At 48.3% G+C, this 18,460-nt stretch carries 16 protein-coding genes; 6 read left to right on the top strand and 10 right to left on the bottom strand.

Annotated features, from left to right (window positions below; genetic code table 11):
* Positions 1-62 precede the first annotated feature (62 nt).
* A complete protein-coding gene (locus AB9P05_RS23310) occupies positions 63-1,088 on the bottom strand; it encodes a hypothetical protein (RefSeq protein WP_371911251.1) in 1,026 nt (341 codons plus the stop codon).
* Positions 1,085-3,334, bottom strand: a complete 2,250-nt coding sequence (locus AB9P05_RS23305) for an RND family transporter (protein WP_371911250.1) — start codon at positions 3,332-3,334, stop codon at positions 1,085-1,087. Before AB9P05_RS23305 ends, AB9P05_RS23310 begins: the two co-directional genes overlap by 4 nt.
* A 118-nt stretch (positions 3,335-3,452) precedes the next feature.
* On the opposite strand from AB9P05_RS23305, the gene AB9P05_RS23300 reads away from it, so the two are divergent.
* Positions 3,453-4,247, top strand: a complete 795-nt coding sequence (locus AB9P05_RS23300; RefSeq protein ID WP_371911249.1) for a thymidylate synthase — start codon at positions 3,453-3,455, stop codon at positions 4,245-4,247.
* On the opposite strand, the gene AB9P05_RS23295 is transcribed toward AB9P05_RS23300, so the two are convergent.
* Positions 4,244-5,053 (bottom strand): aminotransferase class IV, encoded by an 810-nt coding sequence (locus AB9P05_RS23295; protein ID WP_371911248.1) that lies wholly within the window; start codon positions 5,051-5,053, stop codon positions 4,244-4,246. The two genes, AB9P05_RS23300 and AB9P05_RS23295, sit on opposite strands and share 4 nt — an antisense overlap.
* 77 nt (positions 5,054-5,130) lie before the next feature.
* Here AB9P05_RS23295 and sdaAB point away from each other — a divergent pair, with 77 nt between their 5' ends.
* From sdaAB to AB9P05_RS23280, 3 genes are read left to right on the top strand one after another with little or no spacing between them, the layout of a single operon-like run.
* Entirely contained in the window at positions 5,131-5,811 is a 681-nt protein-coding gene (sdaAB, locus tag AB9P05_RS23290; RefSeq protein ID WP_371911247.1) for an L-serine ammonia-lyase, iron-sulfur-dependent subunit beta, read from the top strand.
* A 6-nt stretch (positions 5,812-5,817) separates the two neighbouring features.
* Complete coding sequence (locus tag AB9P05_RS23285; RefSeq protein ID WP_371911246.1) at positions 5,818-7,269, top strand: TolC family protein; 1,452 nt, start codon at positions 5,818-5,820, stop codon at positions 7,267-7,269.
* A 25-nt stretch (positions 7,270-7,294) separates the two neighbouring features.
* Positions 7,295-8,683, top strand: a complete 1,389-nt coding sequence (locus tag AB9P05_RS23280; RefSeq protein ID WP_371911245.1) for an efflux RND transporter periplasmic adaptor subunit — start codon at positions 7,295-7,297, stop codon at positions 8,681-8,683.
* 6 nt (positions 8,684-8,689) lie between these two features.
* On the opposite strand, the gene AB9P05_RS23275 is transcribed toward AB9P05_RS23280, so the two are convergent.
* From AB9P05_RS23275 to accC, 4 genes are read right to left on the bottom strand one after another with little or no spacing between them, the layout of a single operon-like run.
* The gene (locus tag AB9P05_RS23275; RefSeq protein WP_371911244.1) at positions 8,690-9,667 is read right to left on the bottom strand and encodes a CPBP family intramembrane glutamic endopeptidase; all 978 of its coding nucleotides are present in this window, start codon (positions 9,665-9,667) and stop codon (positions 8,690-8,692) included.
* Positions 9,621-10,229, bottom strand: coding sequence for a nucleoside triphosphate pyrophosphatase (locus AB9P05_RS23270; RefSeq protein WP_371911243.1), 609 nt, complete (start codon positions 10,227-10,229; stop codon positions 9,621-9,623). The genes AB9P05_RS23275 and AB9P05_RS23270 overlap by 47 nt, the downstream gene beginning before the upstream one ends.
* Positions 10,177-11,478 carry a DUF1015 domain-containing protein gene (locus tag AB9P05_RS23265; protein ID WP_371911242.1) on the bottom strand — a complete coding sequence of 434 codons (1,302 nt, stop codon included), beginning with the start codon at positions 11,476-11,478 and terminating at the stop codon, positions 10,177-10,179. The genes AB9P05_RS23270 and AB9P05_RS23265 overlap by 53 nt, the downstream gene beginning before the upstream one ends.
* A gap of 15 nt (positions 11,479-11,493) precedes the next feature.
* Positions 11,494-12,996, bottom strand: a complete 1,503-nt coding sequence (gene accC, locus AB9P05_RS23260) for an acetyl-CoA carboxylase biotin carboxylase subunit (RefSeq protein WP_371911241.1) — start codon at positions 12,994-12,996, stop codon at positions 11,494-11,496.
* A gap of 175 nt (positions 12,997-13,171) precedes the next feature.
* On the opposite strand from accC, the gene AB9P05_RS23255 reads away from it, so the two are divergent.
* On the top strand, positions 13,172-14,422 hold the full coding sequence (locus tag AB9P05_RS23255) for an aminotransferase class I/II-fold pyridoxal phosphate-dependent enzyme (protein WP_371911240.1): 1,251 nt from the start codon (positions 13,172-13,174) through the stop codon (positions 14,420-14,422).
* A 106-nt stretch (positions 14,423-14,528) separates the two neighbouring features.
* Positions 14,529-14,708 (top strand): histone H1, encoded by a 180-nt coding sequence (locus AB9P05_RS23250; protein ID WP_371911239.1) that lies wholly within the window; start codon positions 14,529-14,531, stop codon positions 14,706-14,708.
* Between the two features lie 75 nt (positions 14,709-14,783).
* On the opposite strand, the gene dapA is transcribed toward AB9P05_RS23250, so the two are convergent.
* Genes dapA through ligA form a run of 3 tightly spaced genes read right to left on the bottom strand, consistent with a single transcriptional unit; the run spans position 14,784 to position 18,197 of the window.
* Positions 14,784-15,662 (bottom strand): 4-hydroxy-tetrahydrodipicolinate synthase, encoded by an 879-nt coding sequence (dapA, locus tag AB9P05_RS23245; RefSeq protein WP_371911238.1) that lies wholly within the window; start codon positions 15,660-15,662, stop codon positions 14,784-14,786.
* Positions 15,659-16,174, bottom strand: a complete 516-nt coding sequence (locus AB9P05_RS23240) for a hypothetical protein (protein ID WP_371911237.1) — start codon at positions 16,172-16,174, stop codon at positions 15,659-15,661. Before AB9P05_RS23240 ends, dapA begins: the two co-directional genes overlap by 4 nt.
* A 1-nt stretch (position 16,175) precedes the next feature.
* Positions 16,176-18,197 (bottom strand): NAD-dependent DNA ligase LigA, encoded by a 2,022-nt coding sequence (gene ligA, locus AB9P05_RS23235; protein ID WP_371911236.1) that lies wholly within the window; start codon positions 18,195-18,197, stop codon positions 16,176-16,178.
* Between the last annotated feature and the right edge of the window lie 263 nt (positions 18,198-18,460).

The raw sequence follows: 18,460 nt of genomic DNA, 5'->3' as shown, positions 1-18,460 counted from the left end.
TTGGTTGACAAGGCGCAGTTCAGTTGACGGGTAATACCGGAAATTGTCTGCGCCTTACTTTTTTATTCTGACATTACCTCGGCCCCATACCATTCTTTCAGGGTTAGTAATCCCCTTTTATTCTGCACCGTGTAGGGTTCCGTAATCTCTCCGCGTTTCATTGTCTCTGCTGTAGGGTGCCACTTCCATAAGAAGCCACCGTCAAACCAGTGCTTCCCTTTCCAAAAAGTAGTATAAAGGCCTTCCAGCCCGGCTACTTGTGCCTGCTCTTCCCATATTCTCTCTCTTTTTTCCCAATGGGCAGCTGCCGTATAAGTAGTGCTTTTGTAACCATATTCAGTGAATATGACCTGCTTACCAATGCTTCCGGCAAAGTTAGCCATGTGCTCTGCTATAGGCTTCCATGCATTTCTTAGCTCTTCAGCAGAGGGTAGCGGATCATCAGAAAGAGGGAAGTAAGCGTCTATTCCGATATAGTCAAGCTCATTCCAGAAGCCTACGTTTTCATAGTTATCCCAATTGGCTGCATAAGTAAGCTTACCACGGTATACATCTTTCACCGTATCTATCAGTTCCGGCCAATAGGCAGGCCTTTCTTGCACTACCTGCCTCATTTCCGTTCCTATGCAGAGCATTTCCACCCCTAGTGAATCGGATAAATCTGCGTAAAAAATTAAGTATCGGGTGTAAGCTTCCTGCCATTTTTGCCATTTTTCTTCATCTGAAAGTGTGAAATCGCCCATCCATCCCTGGCCCATGACCCACACATGTGGCTTAAGCATCACTTTCAGTCCTATTGCGTGAGCTTGGTCTACAGCCAGAATAATGCCCTCTTTACGCTCTCCTGCCCATTGACCGCTGGTGTTAAAATGTATCTCTGTCTCACCAGGTCGAAGAAATGCATAGGGGATTACAGCTACCCAGTTAGCCCCGGTCTTTTGGATAGCCCCAAAACTGGCAGAATCCGGATGCCCCGGAGCAGCCACCAGGTTCAGGCCCTTTATGACAGGAGTATAACTGGTGTTTTCTTCTTCCCATCCGCACGCCACAGCAGCCCATAGCGTCAATACCAGCAGGATATGCCTCATGTGGTTGATGGTTGATCAGGTTTAAAGTAACTAAGGATAACAGGCAGGAGTAACAAGTCTACCACCAGGGCAGAGACCAGTGTGACGGAAACCAGCAGCCCCATATAGTAAATGGCGCCAAATCTGCTGAACAGGAAAGTCATAAAACCTGCACTTAAAAGGAGGGTGGTTACCACAATAGCCTTACCCGTGAGCCGGAAGGTGATATGCAGAGCCTTGTTGCGATCAATCCCACGCTTTTCCATGAGCCTCAATTTACTTAAAAAATGCAGGGTGTCATCCACCGCAATGCCAAATGCGATAGTAAAGATAACGGAAGTGCTTAGCCGGAGTGTGATCCCGCTAAATCCCATTACGGCTGCAGTCATTAGAATAGGCAATAAGTTAGGAATTAAGGCTATGAGAGCCATTTTAGGGGATTTATACAGCAAGGAAGCTATTATACCCACCAATATCATAGCCAGACCCAGACCCACAAACATATTGCGCGTAAGGGTTTCATTATTCTGGTCTATAAGCAATGAGGTGCCTGTAAACCGCGGGGAGAGTATACCTGCATAAATAGAACCCTCCGCTGCAGTCTGTAACCTGTCTAGTTCCGCCAGGGTTTTTTTGCTTCCGATATCAGCGATACGTGCGCTGATGCGGTACACCCTTCCACTATCTGCTTCAATAGGGAATTTAACGTAGCGTCGACTCCTCCGTATATACCGCCGGAACCGACTTATTTCCCTGTCCCCCTGGGGTAGCCTGAACGCTTCCGGATCTCCGCCGGATAGTGCCTGATTGGTGGCATAGGCCAGCAATAGGGGAGAGGCTACGACCCTTATTGGTCCTTCGGCAATATCCCTCTGAAATGCCTCCATGGCCCTGAGTGTCCCTAATTCATATGCATCGGCTGTGTCTGGCAGCGTCATCGTTATCTCAAGGCTTCGCGACCCGCCGAAATACCGGTCGATGTACTGAAAATCTGCCATTAGGGGATCAGTCTCCGGTAAATCTGATATCAGAAAGCTATCCGTCTCCACCTTTGACGCTCCGAAGACTGAGATAATAGTAATAAGTAAACTCCCGGCAATGACCACTTTCCGATGCGACAGCGACCAGTCGAGCAGCCGATGCAGCAAGTGCTCCCATTTTTCACCGGAGCGCATTACTTTCGTAATCGAGGGTTTAGGTAACAGGGTCAGGAGGGCCGGCAGAAAGGTAAAGGTGATAACGAAGGCAAGAAACACGCCCGTACCCACCACTACCCCAAATGACCTGATGGGCCGGATAGAAGCCGTCAAAAGGGTGAAAAAACCTGCTGCTGTGGTTATGGAGGTCAGAAAGGTAGCCAGCCCCACTTCACGAAAGGCAAGTTTCATAGCCATAATAGCAGATAGCCCCCTCCGCAGCTCTTCCAGGTAACGCGTTAGCAGATGTATTACGTCCGAAGTAGCCACCACGAAAATAATGCTGGGTAAAGCCACCATCATAATATCTACCGGTATGCCGGCCACTGCCATGAATCCTATTGCCCATAATACAGTAAGCCCAACCGTAGCCAGAGGGAGAGAGGTCCACCATAGGCTTCTATAAAACATATACAACAGCGCAAGTACCACCAATACAGAGAGCCCCAGCAGAGTGGGCAACTCCTCCTGCATAAGGTTTACGTAATGTTTTTGCGCTCTGGCCTTACCCGCCACCGCCACACGTTCACCCTTAAAGCCTGCTGAGTAGATTGCCTGGTATACAGAATCCACGATCAGGTCAGAGGCTTTTTTCTCGGAGACCGGCTCCAGGTTGACCAACAAACTGATCCTTTTTAGGTCATCATCAATTACCGGCCATGTTAGCGGGCGATTATTCATTATTCGGAGGCTGTCACCCGCACCCCCCTCATTCAGCCAGGGTAAAGAGATCACGTTGCCGTCTGCAAGCACACGGCGCTCACCTTGCCGGGTGGGAGACACGACAGAGTTTACGGCGGCGAGATTATTGAGCCGCTTTGTCAGTCCGTTCAACTTATTTATAAAATCCGGGTCCGTTACGGAGTGATCCGATGTAATACCAACAAGAAGATAGTCGTTATCAGACTCAAAGTTCTCACGGAAATAGCGGTAGTAGCTAAGGTCCTCATCACCTACAGGCAAAAAATTCTCAAAATTATAGTCGAACTTCAGAGAGCGGATATTGCCGGCCTGCCAGGCGGAAATAAGCAATATAACGATGAGCAGTGGCAGGGCATATTTTTTCGGCATGCTGTCAGATCAGTTCAGAAGATATTTTTTTTAACTTAATTTGTAAATCTACGAAACCCCGGATATATACCGAGGTTTTCAGATTTTCTCTATTTCCACACAAAGCAAACAGAAACCTATGCGTCAGTACCTGGATTTGATGCAGCATATCCTAGACTACGGCACCCGCAAAGAAGACCGTACGGGCACCGGTACCATAAGTGTATTCGGCCGCCAGATCCGTTTTGATCTGCAGGAGGGCTTTCCCCTGGTGACCACCAAAAAGGTCCACCTCCGGTCCATCATTCATGAACTCCTATGGTTCATTAAAGGAGATACAAACATCAAATACCTGAATGATAATAAGGTGTCTATCTGGGATGAATGGGCTGACGAAAGCGGTGATTTAGGTCCTGTATATGGCTACCAGTGGAGAAGCTGGCCGGATGGTAAGGGCGGTACTATCGATCAGTTAGCTAACCTCATCCGTCAGATAAAGCAAAACCCCGACAGCCGCAGGCACATTATCAGTGCATGGAATGTGGCAGATGTTGACCACATGGCGCTGCCTCCCTGCCATACCCTCTTCCAGTTCTATGTTGCCGATGGTAAGCTCAGCTGTCAGCTATACCAGCGAAGCGCCGACGTATTCCTTGGCGTACCCTTCAACATTGCAAGTTACGCCCTGCTTACCCTGATGGTTGCCCAGGTTTGTGATCTGCAGCCGGGAGAGTTTATCCATACCTTTGGCGATGCCCACCTGTATACCAATCACCTGGAGCAGGCAAGACTACAACTCTCCCGTGATCCGCGGCCCATGCCTGTTATGGAAATCAACCCGGAGGTAAAAGATATTTTCGATTTTACGTACGAGGATTTTACCCTCAAAGATTATAACCCGCACCCCCACATACGTGCCGCAGTGGCTGTTTAGTCCCTATCAACAAACAATATATCCTGCGGTACAGAGGCGTAAATACGATCTGCTATACGATGTATTGGCACAATAGCATTCGCATTGGTTCTGAAAGCATACGAGGCCATCAGGAGCTTCTCCGGGTGGCTTTCCGCTTCCTCTATGGAGTATCCGAGGTCAGGCAGAATATTCATCAGTTCTTTTCTTCGTACTCCCTCAATACACCCTGTTTGCAGGGAGGGGGTATAAAGCTCTTTTCCTGACCCCCAGAATAAGTTAGCATACAGGCATTCTGCCACCTTTCCCCTATCAGATAATAATATCAGGTCATCCAGGCCCCTTTCACGGCATTCCCTGGCGGCCATCACGTAGGGTAGGGCACTTATGGTCTTTAGTGGACTGATCTGGCTATAACTCAGGTGAATGCTATCAGCAAAATCAGCCGATCTGACCATGGCCGGCCCCGGCGAATAGGGCATCACTTTTATCAGCTCATGAAAGCTTTCGGTTTGCGGCAGATAAAGCCCTCCCGGCCTGCGCCATATCATCCATTTGATACGCAGTTTACCGCTCAGCTTATTTTCTTCGATCAGCGATGTTATCTTTTTCTCCTGCGCTCCTGGTTCTAATACTTCATTTACTTCCAGGCCTAGTATTTCAGTCCCCTTTTTCAGTCTTTTGAGGTGTAGGTCAAGGTTTCTTACGGCCTCACCGTTCCAATACATCGTTTCAAATAGTCCATCTCCATATTGCAACCCCCGGTCATCTATCCCTACTAGTCGATTCTCCTCTTCATAAACACTGCCGTCAAAAAGTATTTTCATAAAGCTATTTCGCCACTTGTAAAGAATTATATTATTTCGCTCAGCCAAATTAACGAATATCGGAACAGTAATACATTATGGCAGAACGAAGCAGCATATTTGACATGATCGGTCCTGTGATGATCGGACCTTCCAGCAGCCACACCGCAGGCGTGGTCAGAATAGCCCGTACCGCTATCAGAGTGCTGGGAGAGAAGCCTGTGAAAGCAGAGATCACCTTTTATAATTCGTTCGCCAGGACCTATGAAGGACACGGTAGCGACAGGGCGGTTATTGCCGGTTTACTGGACTTTCATACTGACGATAAGCGCATTAAAAACGCCATGGATTATGCCGAAGAGCGAGGACTTGAATATTCCTTTCGCTCCATAGGCAGCGCAGCCGTCTATCACCCTAATACCGTTAAGCTCAGGCTTACCGGTGAGTCTTCCCGCACCATGGATGTAATTGGCGAAAGCCTCGGAGGCGGAGTCATCAACATTAGAGAAGTAGATGGGTTCTCGTCAGGCTTCAGCGCCAGCCTTCATACCATGATCATCATGGCAAAGGATGTGAAAGGCAGTATTGCTTTTATCGCGAATATTCTGTCTAATGACGATTGCAATATAGCTACCATGACCGTATCACGTAAGGGCAAAAATGATCTGGCCTGCCTGGTACTGGAAATGGATTCTGGTGTAAGGGAGATAACCTTACAATATTTAGAACAACTGAAGTGGGTGAAGCACGTACGCTACATCCCGAACATCGACCAATAATGAACTATGAATAACAGGAAAAAGTACCTGGGAGCCCTCGCCGGTTTGCTGCTGTCCTTTGGGGCCACAGCACAGGAGGCAGAGGTGTGGTCCCTGGAAGAGGCTATCCAGCATGCAGTAAGTAATAACCTGACCGTGGAGCAGGCTCGCCTGGATGTTCAGCAAAGCGAGATAAATCTCAATCAGGCCAGACATAACCAGTTGCCAACCTTCAATGCCAACACGCAGGCTGGTTTCAACTGGGGTAGGTCCATTGACCCGACCACCAACGACTTTGTGAATACGGAGATTAAGTTTGCCTCAGGGAGTGTAAGCGGAAATCTATTGCTTTTTAACGGGTTTAGCCTCAGGAATAATATAAAATCCAATGAGGCCAATGTCCTTGCTTCCCAGGCACAACTAAAGGCGATATCTAATAACATTACCTTGTCGGTGGCCAACCAGTACCTGAATGTACTGTTTGCCAAAGAACAAATCAGGATCGCCGAGAGCCAACTGGAGACTACCTCAGAGCAGGTAGACCGTACCAGGCGGTTAGTGGATGCAGGGGTGCTTCCTGCCAGCAACCTGCTGGAATTTCAGGCCCAGCTCGCGAGCAACCGCCGTGACCTGATCCAGGCAGAAAATAGCCTCGCTATTGCCAAGCTTAACCTGAAGCAACTACTTAGGCTTCCGGCCGAAGAAGAAATAGAGGTAGAGAGCCCTGACCTGGATGTGGCCACCCTCGATGTGCTGGAGCAGTCTTCCGATGAGATTTATCAGAATGCCGAACAGGTACTGCCTCAAATAGAAAGTGCTGACAAGTCGGTGGAAAGTAGCGAATACAGTGTGGAGTCAGCTCGGGGAGAATATTACCCTACCCTCAGCCTGGGCGGTTCACTACGGACTAATTATTCCAGCCTTGGAGAATCCCGCACCCTGATAGGGGACCCCATAATGGTGGTTGATACTGTTGGGTATCTTGCCTCTGATCAGTCTGAGCTGGTAGTGATAGAAGGTTTAGATTTTGAAAGAAATATTGAAAGTGGCATTGGCGTATGGCAACAGTTTGATGAAAACTTCTCTCAGAGTGCGTTCATCAGTCTCAATATCCCGATACTTAACGGCTTCAGAACCAGAAATAATGTCCAGCGTGCGTCCATTAACCAGAGAAGGGCAGAGCTGCAGGCACTGCAGGTACGTCAGGACCTGAGGCAGAGCATAGAGACGGCCTATACCGATGTGGTAACGTCCAGCGAGTCCTTTGAGGCAAGCCAGCAGCAGGTAGAGTCACTTGAAGAAGCCTTTCGCGCTACTGAAAAGCAGTACAATGTTGGTGCACTGAATTTTGTCGACTATCAACTGGCTAGCAATAACCTGTTCCGGGCTCGTTCCGAACTGCTTCGTGCCAGATTCGAATACATTTTTAAGAAGAAAATACTGGAATTCTACCAGGGCCAGCCTATTACCCTAGACTGATTTATCTCACGCTAAACAAACATGAATGGCTACTGCTAAACGTAAAAAATCGAATAAAAAATGGTATATCATCGGAGCACTTATCGTGTTTCTGGTGATAGTACTTATGGTGGCTAAGCGCCAGGGGTGGATTGGTCAGCCTAATGCAAGAGAGGTTGAGCTGGCAGAAGTACGGCGTACCACGATCATTCAGAAAGTGACTGCGTCCGGCACCATACAGCCGGAAACAGAGGTAAAGATCAGCCCTGATGTACCCGGTGAGATCATCGAATTGAATGTGGAGGAGGGAGACAGCGTGAGACAAGGTGACCTGCTCATCCGTATTCGACCCGATAACTTCCAGACCGCCCTTGCGAGGGCCGAGGCTTCCCTGAATCAGCAGCGTGCATCGCTTGCAGAAGCTCAGGCACGACTGTCACGCGCCGAAGCCCAGAAGCTCAGAGCTAAGTCTGAGTTCGACCGCCAGCAGGCGCTTTACGAAGATTCAGTGATAAGCGACAGTGATTTTGAACAGGCCAAGACTAACTATCTGGTGGCCGATCAGGATCTTGAGGGAGCCAAGCAAAATGTATTGGCTGCAAACTATATGGTTAAAACAGCCCTCGCCAATGTCTCTGAGGCAAAAGAAAACCTTAGCCTTACCAGCGTGTACGCCCCCGTTACCGGTATCGTATCACTACTGAACGTAGAGAAGGGAGAGCGCGTGGTAGGTACCAGCCAGATGCAGGGTACCGAAATGCTCCGTATCGCCGACCTGAGCCGAATGGAAGTGCGCGTAGATGTCAACGAAAATGATATCATCAAAGTAGGTGTGGGTGACACTGCTGAGATCGATGTCGATAGTTACAGCTTTGCTGATAAGCAGTTCAGAGGCGTAGTGACTGCCATCGCGAATACGGCTAATCAGAAAGCAACCGACGAGGCCGTTACCGAATTTGAAGTGAAGGTGCGCATCCTTAATGATAGTTATAAAGACCTTGTAGCCGAAGGAAATACAGACGCCCCTTTCAGACCCGGCATGACGGCCAGCGTGGATATCGTAACAGATGTCAAGCGTAACGTGCTGGCAGTCCCTTTGTCAGCAGTGGCTACCCGCACCCTGGAAGATGGCGAAGTTGTAGCCGCATACCGTGAAAGCAAAAGTAAAGGAGAAGTAGAAGAAGTCGTGTTTATTGCTGAGGGTGGAATGGCTGACCTTAAAATCGTAAAGACTGGCATTAGTGACTTTGACAATATTGAGGTTACCGAAGGGCTAAGCGAAGGTCAGGAAGTAGTTAGCGGGCCTTTCCTGGCAGTAAGTAAAGAGCTGGAAGACGGAGACCGCATAAGCGTAAAAGAACGCGAAGAGACTACCAGCCGCAGGAGCCGCCGCAAAACTGGCGGCAGCGAGAAAGAAGAAGAAGAGCAGGAATAATTCCCCCTACTGCCTCTGCAGCCATGCAGCCAGTTCCATCATCCAGGCCAGTCCTACATGAAGCAGGATGCCTCCGATGATGGAACGGCTGTAATAGGCAAGTATCCCCAGTAAATACCCCCCGAAAATAGAACTGAAAGCCTCCATGGGGGGCTTACCGAAGTGATAGACACAGTACAGGGCCGCCATGGGTAAGATCGCCTGTGGTCCAAGGATTCTCAGCATGCCAATGACCAGGAAGCCCCTGAAAATAAGCTCTACTGAGATAAAGCTAAGCCCATAGGTAAGCTCATACACCACCACCTTAATCCATCCCGGGAGGTCCGAAGTATAGTAAGGAGTATACCGCGGGTAAGCATCCTGAAAACCCTCCGTAAAAGAGGCCCCTGCTACCAGCGGTGCCACGCACGCAAGCAGGACCAGGTAACCTTGCCAGTGTATATTCCTGTTGCCTAGTCCGTAAAAGCCAGTACGCTCCTTAGCCAGATAATAGTAAATCCCCAGCGGAAGAAAAATAGTGAAAAGGGTAAGGAGATTATTACTGCACCTTAGCAACCAGTAGGCATACCCCATATCGAACGTACTTCGGATCCATTCCCAGTGCCAGCTAAAAGAAGAGTCAAAAGCCATGCATATCAGGATAAACACACTGCGGGCATAGAAACCCCTGGATAGAAAAGCGTTGCCCGTAAGGCCATATGCGTGGAGTACCCAGCAGCTTAGATAATACGGAACACTAAACAGCAGGAAGAACCAAAGGACACGAATAGGGTGCCCCGCCCATACCTTGTCAATGTAGTAATCCTCTATATCCAGGTAACTGTTTATAACAATCGCGGCTACCAGGAAAATAAATACAATAAGTGATGAGGGCCAGTGAAAATCTTCCTGGTAGTGTTTTTTAATAAGGCCAATGAGGTGGCGCATGGTGGGTAATCTATTGAGGCAGCCGGCCGTTATTCGCCAGGTAGGAGAGGTGTTCATACACCTTATGCACAGGCAAGCCCATTATCGTAAAGTAAGAGCCGTTGATCCTGTCTATTCCCAGCATACCGAAGCGGTCCTGTACGCCATAAGAACCTGCCTTATCCATAGGCTCACCCGTTGCTACGTAGTCCCGAATAAACTCCTCCGATAAAGGGCGAAAATATACATCTGCCCGGTCATCGAATGTAAAGCTTCCTTTGCTGGTTTTCAGGCACACCGCAGTGACTACCGTATGGTGCTTACCACTCATATTTCGCAGCATCTGCATGGCATCTTCTTCATTTACCGGTTTGCCCAGCAAGGTGTCATCTAGTATCACTACTGTATCCGAGGTGAGTAGCACTTCGTCATCCGCAAGGTCTTTATGAGCAGATGCCTTTAGCTCACTCAGGTAAGAGGCTACCTTCCATACATCCATGTCGTCAGGGTAAATCTCTTCTACCTCCCTCACCCGGGTAGTAAAATCAAATCCAGCCTCTTTAAGGATGTATTGTCGCCGGGGCGATTTAGAAGAGAGAATGAGCTTTAGGGACAAATTCTTCAGGTTTGATCGAGCCATAAATAAATCCGCTGATTACTTTAGGGTAAAAATAAGTAGACTTTTGTGGCATCGTATAGCCGCTGAAACACACTTTTTTAACCTCTTCCATGCTAATATCCTGGGTGATAATAGCGCACTGAGACTCGCCCCCCAGTACACTTCGCAGGCACTCGCTGAAGTTGCGCTCAAAAATGATATTACGGCTTGCACGTTGCTTATGACCCGGGATCCCCAGCGCCTTTTCCAGTACAAAATAATGTAGTACCGTCAGGTCCAGTTCCTTCACCACCTCCGGAAAATTCCAGTTCAACTGATCAAACACCTCCGGCTTCAGCCGAATCTTATAGGTATTTTCTTTGAACAGAAGGCCGAAAGCCCATTTTTTTCCCAGAATAATCTCGTGGATATCTGACGGGTTATTGATGTTCTTGATGATGAAATATGGCTCCACTGCCTTCATGAAGGCCTCTTCGCTGAAGTTTTCAAGATTTTGAAGCAGACGGTGCGTGGATAAAATGCGTAGGTCATCAGACTCCATATTAGTCAGGTACATCATATGGTAGTTATAAGACTCCTCCCCCGTGTGATCCGGATTTTTTGCCATCATTTCCTTGCGGTAGATGAGCGAGCTTTCATACCGGTGGTGTCCGTCCGCAAGGATCACCTGTTTTCTTTCCAGCTTCTCCACAAAGCGCTTGATCACCTTGGCATCATGAATAATGCTAAGTACATCACGCACCCCCTGGTAGTCTTCTGACTCATAAATCGGGTGTCGCATACTCTCATCCATATACCGCTCCAGCTCAAAGCTATCGTCACTGTAAAGCCCGTGGGTAGGGCTGGCATGCATTTCTGTCGCTTTCAGCAGATCTATCCGGTCATTTACTGCATGAGGGATAGTGTTTTCATGCCGTAAGATGACCTTTTCAGGCCAGTCATAAGCCTTGATCATCACAACAAACCCCTTACGACAATATTCTTTGGTACTGCCGGCAAGGGAAAAGTACTGGTAATAAACATAGATTGCCGGAAGGTCATCCTGCACGATTACCCCTTTTTCTTTCCAATCAGCCAGTAGCTCTTTGGCGTGCTGTGCAGGCTGCTCACCCCTCGGTACCGAAATATTAATGCTGTTATACGGGGTCTGGTAGAGTGCCTCCCTTTGCCTGGGCGATACCACATCGAACAGGGGAGAGGTAAGGCTGTCTATTTTCGGAGCCAGCTCACGGTTATACCGCCAGGCCCTGAAAGGTCTGATTTCTGCCATCTGGTGATTTAGCTTTTATCTTCCGCGAAGTTTCCAGGCGCTGGCTCTGCCCGTCGTAGCCTGATCCGGAGCCTTCCCCCCGGCCATTTCGTTTTTCTTACGCCACGCCCGTGCAGCCAGGGCCGCTGCCAGTTCAAGCACATCTTCCGAGGGGGGCTCATCAAGGTATTCAGGCTTAAAATGCTGGTCTACAAATTTGGTGTTAAATTTTCCCGATACAAATGCATCATGCTTCAGCACAAATTTACAGAATGACAGGGTCGTCTCTATACCCGTGATACGATATTCCTCAATAGCGCGTATCATCCTGTCTATAGCTTCCCTACGGTCCTTGCCATGTACGATCAGCTTGGCAATCATAGGGTCATAGTGGATAGGAATATCCATGCCCTGCTCAAAGCCGTCATCCACCCGTACACCGGGGCCCTGGGGCCGCTGGTAAGTCTGTAGCTTACCTATGTCCGGGAGGAAGTTATTAGTAGGGTCTTCCGCATACACACGTACCTCCAGCGAGTGGCCGTTAATACTCAGGTCTTCCTGCTTAAAGCTCAAAGGATTGCCCATCGCAATCATCAGTTGCTCCTTTACCAGGTCAACCCCTGTGATCAGTTCAGTTACCGGATGCTCCACCTGCAGGCGCGTGTTCATCTCCAGGAAGTAGAAGTTCAGCTCATCATCCACGATAAACTCTACCGTACCTGCCCCATAGTAGTTACACGCTTTTGCCACACCTACGGCTGCCTCACCCATAGCCTGCCGTACCTCCGGCGTCAGGATATACGAGGGAGCCTCCTCTATCACCTTCTGGTGACGCCTTTGTATACTGCACTCTCTTTCAAAAAGGTGGACAATATTGCCCTGCGTATCCCCGAGTACCTGTATTTCGATGTGGCGAGGGCTGGTAATAAACTTTTCTATAAATACGGCTCCGTCGCCAAAAGCAGATACTGCTTCACTCACAGCCCGCTGCATCTGCTCTTCCAGTTCCTCCTCGGCCTGCACAATACGCATACCCTTGCCACCCCCACCGGCACTGGCCTTGATCAGAATCGGGTAACCCGTTTCAGCGGCGATTTTCTTAGCCTCCGCCGGGTCCTCTATGGCTTTATCCGTACCCGGTACCAGCGGAATGTCATATTTAGATACAGCCGCTTTAGCTGCCAGTTTGCTGCCCATCACCTCTATTGCTTCCGGCGAGGGGCCTACAAAAATCAACCCCGACTCGGTTACCTGGCGTGCAAAGTCTGCATTTTCAGAAAGAAACCCGTAGCCAGGGTGAATAGCCTCTACCCCCAGTTTTTTAGCCTCTTCAATGATTACCTCCCCTTTGAGGTAAGAGGCGGAAGAAGCCGCAGGACCTATGCAGACTGCTTCATCTGCCGCCCTGACATGCAGGGCATTACGGTCAGCTTCGCTGTATACAGCTACGGTCGATATACCCATTTCACGGGCAGAACGGATGATGCGAAGAGCGATCTCTCCACGGTTGGCGATAAGTAATTTGTTAATTTTTGCCATCAGTGAGGAACTTTTGCGATGAAAAACGGCCTTACAATGCTAATTAATTAATTATTATTTTCTAAACAGACCGTGCATTTTATAAGCGTCCTTTGGTGATACTGCTAATAGTGTTACATTTGTGTGCTTTTTTGCAGGCTACTGTAATGTTGTAATAACGAAAACATAATTATTAGTGGACTTATTCGACAAAATTAAATCGGACAGAGGGCCATTGGGCAAGCATTCCGACGTTAGCGAGGGGTACTTCATGTTTCCTAAACTGGAAGGTGATATCGCTCCCAGAATGAAATTCAGAGGGAAAGAAGTACTTACCTGGAGCTTAAATAACTACCTCGGACTGGCTAATCACCCTGATATCCGTAAGGTGGATGCCGATGCGTCGGCAGAGTGGGGGCTTGGATACCCCATGGGTGCCCGTATGATGTCCGGTAATACAAAGTACCACGAAGAACTTGAAGGCCAGCTTGCTGACTTCGTTCAGAAGGAGGACTGCATGCTGCTGAACTTCGGTTACCAGGGCATTATGTCTATTATCGATGCGCTGGTTGACCGTAAGGATGTGATCGTTTACGACGCAGAGAGTCACGCATGTATTATCGATGGACTCAGAATGCACCTTGGCAAGCGTTTCGTATATCCTCATAATGATATCGAAAACCTTGAGAAGCAGCTTAAGCGTGCTACCCGCCTTGCCAATGAGAATGGTGGTGGTATACTGGTTATTACCGAAGGTGTATTCGGTATGTCCGGTAATATGGGTAACCTTAAGGATATTGTGGCCCTTAAGGAGAAGTATGAATTCCGCCTGCTGGTAGATGATGCTCACGGATTTGGTACCATGGGCGCCACCGGCGCAGGTACCGGCGAGGAGCAGGGTGTACAGGACGGTATCGACGTGTACTTCTCTACTTTTGCCAAGGCCATGGCCAGCATCGGTGCTTTTGCTGCCGGTGATAAGGATGTGATTAAGTTCCTTCGATATAATACCAGGTCTCAGATCTTTGCCAAGTCCCTTCCCATGCCATTAGTTATTGGTGGTATCAAGCGTCTGGAAATGCTGCGCAGCATGCCGGAATTGAAGGAAAATCTCTGGAAAGTGGTGAACGGTCTGCAGAACGGCCTCAGAGAGAAAGGCTTCAATATCGGTACCACCCAGTCTCCGGTAACACCTGTTATGCTTTCCGGTGGGGTTGGAGAAGCTGCCGCTTTAAGCTATGACCTGAGAGAAAATTATAATATTTTCTGTTCAGTTGTTATATACCCTGTAGTACCTAAGGATGTTATTATGTTACGCCTTATACCTACAGCCGCTCACAGCATGGAAGATGTAGACGAAACCATCCGCGCTTTTGAGTCCGTACAGGACAAATTGAACGACGGAGTCTATAGAAAAGGAGAGCTGGCGGCTGCCTTTGCTGAGTAAAAAAATGTGCTAAAATCAGCTTTAATTTGTTGATTTCTGAACATTTTACTTATATTGTTCCCGGTTCGAATTAAACAAATAATCAATAACTTCAAAACTATTAGGTATGAATAGATTTGACCAAATCAGAGACTTGGTAATGTCCTTAGAAGGTGATTTCCATAAGTTCTACGAAAAAGGAAATCAGGCTGCCGGTACCCGCGTTAGAAAGGGCATGCAGGAGCTGAAAAACCTCGCTCAGGAAATCCGTGTTGAGGTTCAGGACATCAAGAACAACGAATCATAATTCGAGTCTCTTATAAAGATAAAAAGGCTGATCGTGTAATACGGTCAGCCTTTCTTTTTATAGTATTATACCTAATTACATCTTATCAAGTACCTGTAGTATTCGCTTGTTAAGGTCTTCACTCACAGGGAGTAATGGCATACGTACCCGTGCGTCACATACTCCTTTTGCTGCCAGCACAGCCTTTATTCCTACCGGGTTACTCTCTTCATATATAAGCGAGTTCATGTCAATCAGGCGGAAGGCTACCTCAGAGGCCTTTTTGAAATCCCCTTTCAGAGCAGCGTGCACCATATCATGAATCAGGTCCGGAAAGCCATTTGCCAGCACTGAGATTACCCCCTCTGCCCCTACAGACATCATAGGCACCGTTAGCATATCATCACCGGATAGTAAATAGAAGTCCTTTGGTTTATGGCGGCTGATCTCCATAGCCTGCTCCAGTGAGCCTGAAGCCTCTTTAGTGGCTATGATATTTGGATGCTCTGCCAGTCTCAGCGTGGTTTCTGCCCTTACGTTAGAAGCCGTCCGGCCTGGCACATTATATAATATGACAGGGACCGGGCTGGCGTCAGCAATAGTCGTATAGTGCCTTACTATCCCCTCCTGGTGCGGCTTGTTATATGCCGGACTTACAGATAGTATAGCGTCCACACCTTCAAGGTCTGCCTGGCGGAGCGTGTCCAGCACAGCCTCCGTATTATTACCTCCAAGTCCATATACAACCGGCAGTTTGCGAGGGTTGTGCTCTATGGTGAACCTAAGTAATGAGGCTTGCTCTGCCGCTGTAGTAGTGACAGATTCGCCCGTGGTGCCCTGGACTACCAGGTAGTCTACCCCATTCTCTCTCGAGACGTGGGTAAGAAGCTTTTCATATGCCGTATAGTCAGGTTTCATCTCCTGGTCAAATGGAGTAACCAGGGCTACACCCGCTCCGCTGAACTTTCTGCTCATTGGTTTTTAAGGTTTTTAATGAGGTTAATAAGCTGGCGCATAAAGTCTGCCGCAGAGGGTGTTTCCTCCGCAGCTGTCATTAGCTCAAAATATGGCTGCTGATTTTCCGTATAGCGTCCTACCCGGCATGCAGCCGGTGACCCCGCTAGTAAAAATAGCAGATATTCATTAGGGTCAGGGTCCACACAGATCAAAAAATCAAATGGCTTATCCATAAAATCCTTTAATTCCTGTGATTTGACCCTCCCGGTTATAGATATATCCTTTTTTGTAAAATAGTCAAATAAAAACTCGTGGTTTTCCGTGCTCTCAGGAAGGAAGGTCATTACCTCGACCTTTTTTCCGTCTTCCTTTAGTTCACTGATAAACTGCTTTACTGCGTTATGGCGCTCCATGCCCTTGACAGTGAATACTATCCCTACACTTTGAGCGTCTGAGTACGACTTAGAGGGTAAGGGCTTACGCGACTTACGAAGCTGTTTGATGCGGTATCTGAGAAATGCAGTAGTCAAGTTAAATAGTCAGGTCCAGTAATTCGATAAAGTCCTTTTCGGAAATAATATTGACGTTAAGCGAACGTGCCTTGTCCAGCTTAGAGGGCCCCATATTCTCACCCGCTACCAGGTAGTCAGTCTTACCCGATACCGAACCAGCCACTTTTCCCCCATGTTTACGGATAATATCTTTTAGCTCATCCCGGCTAAAGGCCGTAAACACCCCGGACACCACCAGTGTCTTGCCTGCCAGGCTATCAGATGCCTGTTCCTGCTGCTCTTCTTCCTCCTCTTCAAACCGGAGACCCGCCTCCTGCAGGCGCTGTACCTCCTCCAGCCATTCTTCGTCAGTAAAGAACTCCATTACACTTTCAGCTATCCTTTCGCCGATCTCGTGTACACCCACCAGATCTTCATAGCTTGCCTGCTTCAGGTTTTCCAGCGTTTTGAAATGCGCCGCCAGCTTTTCAGCCACCGTTCGCCCCACATAACGAATGCCCAGGGCGAAAAGTACATTACGGAAAGGCTGCGCCTTAGAAGCCTCTATACCCTCCAGCAGGTTTTTCGTAGACTGATCTTTGAAGCCTTCCAACTCATAAACGTCATCGTAGCTCAGCGAATACAGGTCTGCGGGGCTTTTTACCAGACCCTTTTCATATAGCATGGCAATCGTACGGCTGCCGATGCTATTAATATCCATGGCCCTGCGCTGAATAAAGTGTTCGATACGGCCTTTAATCTGCGGGGGACACCCTTTCGTGTTAGGGCAATAATGTACAGCTTCTCCTTCCTTGCGTACCAGAGGCGTCTCACACTCAGGGCATTTATCCGGGTAGTTTACCGGCTGGCTGTTAGCCTCTCGTTTCGTAGGGTCTACCGCCGTTACTTTAGGGATGATCTCCCCGCCCTTTTCCACTGATACTGTGTCACCTATGCGCAGATCCAGGCGTTCTATTTCATTAGCATTGTAAAGAGAAGCCCTCTTTACAGTAGTGCCCGCAAGCAATACCGGTTCCAGGTTAGCCACCGGGGTAACAGCCCCCGTACGGCCTACCTGGTAAGTAACTTCTTTCAGTGTAGTCTGCGCGCCCTCTGCCTGGTATTTATAAGCGATCGCCCACCGGGGACTTTTTGCAGTACTGCCTAGTTCACGCTGTTGGGCCAGCGAGTTTACTTTGATCACAATGCCGTCCGTGTCCAGGGGCAGATTATGACGTTCCTCTTCCCAGTCGCTGATATATTTTTCTATTTCCTTCAGGCTCCCGCATTTACGATAGGTCGGTGAAACCTTGAAATTGAGCTCTTCCAATAGTTTAATTGCTTCCTCATGGGTCTCAACCGGCAGGTCATCGCCTACCATACTGTATATATAGCAGTCCAGGTGGCGTTTTGCAACAATGCTGCTGTCCTGCATCTTGAGCGTTCCGGAAGCCGTGTTGCGCGGGTTAGCCAGTAAGGCCTCTCCATTTTCCTCTTTTTCGCGATTAATCCTGTTAAACACCTCCCTCGACATGTACACCTCACCCCTTACCTCAAACCGGGCCGGGGCCTTACTTTTGTCCACACTCAGTGGCAGCGTACGAATGGTTTTGGCGTTAGCGGTGATATCATCCCCACGCGTACCATCGCCGCGGGTAGCAGCCCTGGTCAGTACCCCGTTTTCGTAAGTGAGGCTTATGGCGACCCCATCAAACTTAAGCTCACAGAAGTATGTATAAGGCTCATCTTCAAGTTGTTTGGCTACCCGCTTGTCAAACTCTTCAAGTTCCTCCGGGTTATAAGTGTTACCGAGAGAGAGCATGGGAAAAGCATGCGTCACCGTCTCAAACTCTTTAGTGATGGTACCGCCGACACGTTGGGTAGGAGAGTCAGGCGTCGCAAGGTCCGGAAATTCTGCTTCCAGATCCTGCAGCTCCTTCATCAGGCGATCAAACTCGAAGTCGGATATTTCCGACTTGTTTTCCATGTAATAAAGGTGATTATGCCGGTTTATCTCTGCCGTTAGTGAACCGATTTTATTTTTCGCCTCTTCCTGGGTCATATAGTGTCGCTTATGGTCACAAATTTAAGCAAAGTGGCAACTGAAACAAGTAGTGCGGGAGCGGTGAGAGGTTACAGTAAGACGTACAGCAATGTGATCTATTTTGGGAAAACTTGTATGTTAAGAACAATAGTGTGCCGAAATGGTGTTTTGTTGTATTTTCGAAGTTGAATTAGTTATTAATGTGTTATAAATAACTGTTTCTGGATAGTTTTTTGGCTAAAAAGTTATAGTTGAATGACCGTTTTTTAAACGATTAATTA

Source organism: Roseivirga sp. BDSF3-8 (assembly GCF_041449215.1).
Classification (GTDB): Bacteria; Bacteroidota; Bacteroidia; order Cytophagales; family Cyclobacteriaceae; genus JBGNFV01.
The sequence above is the reverse complement of the archived record's forward strand: the minus strand, read 5'-3'. Positions and strand labels throughout refer to the sequence as shown.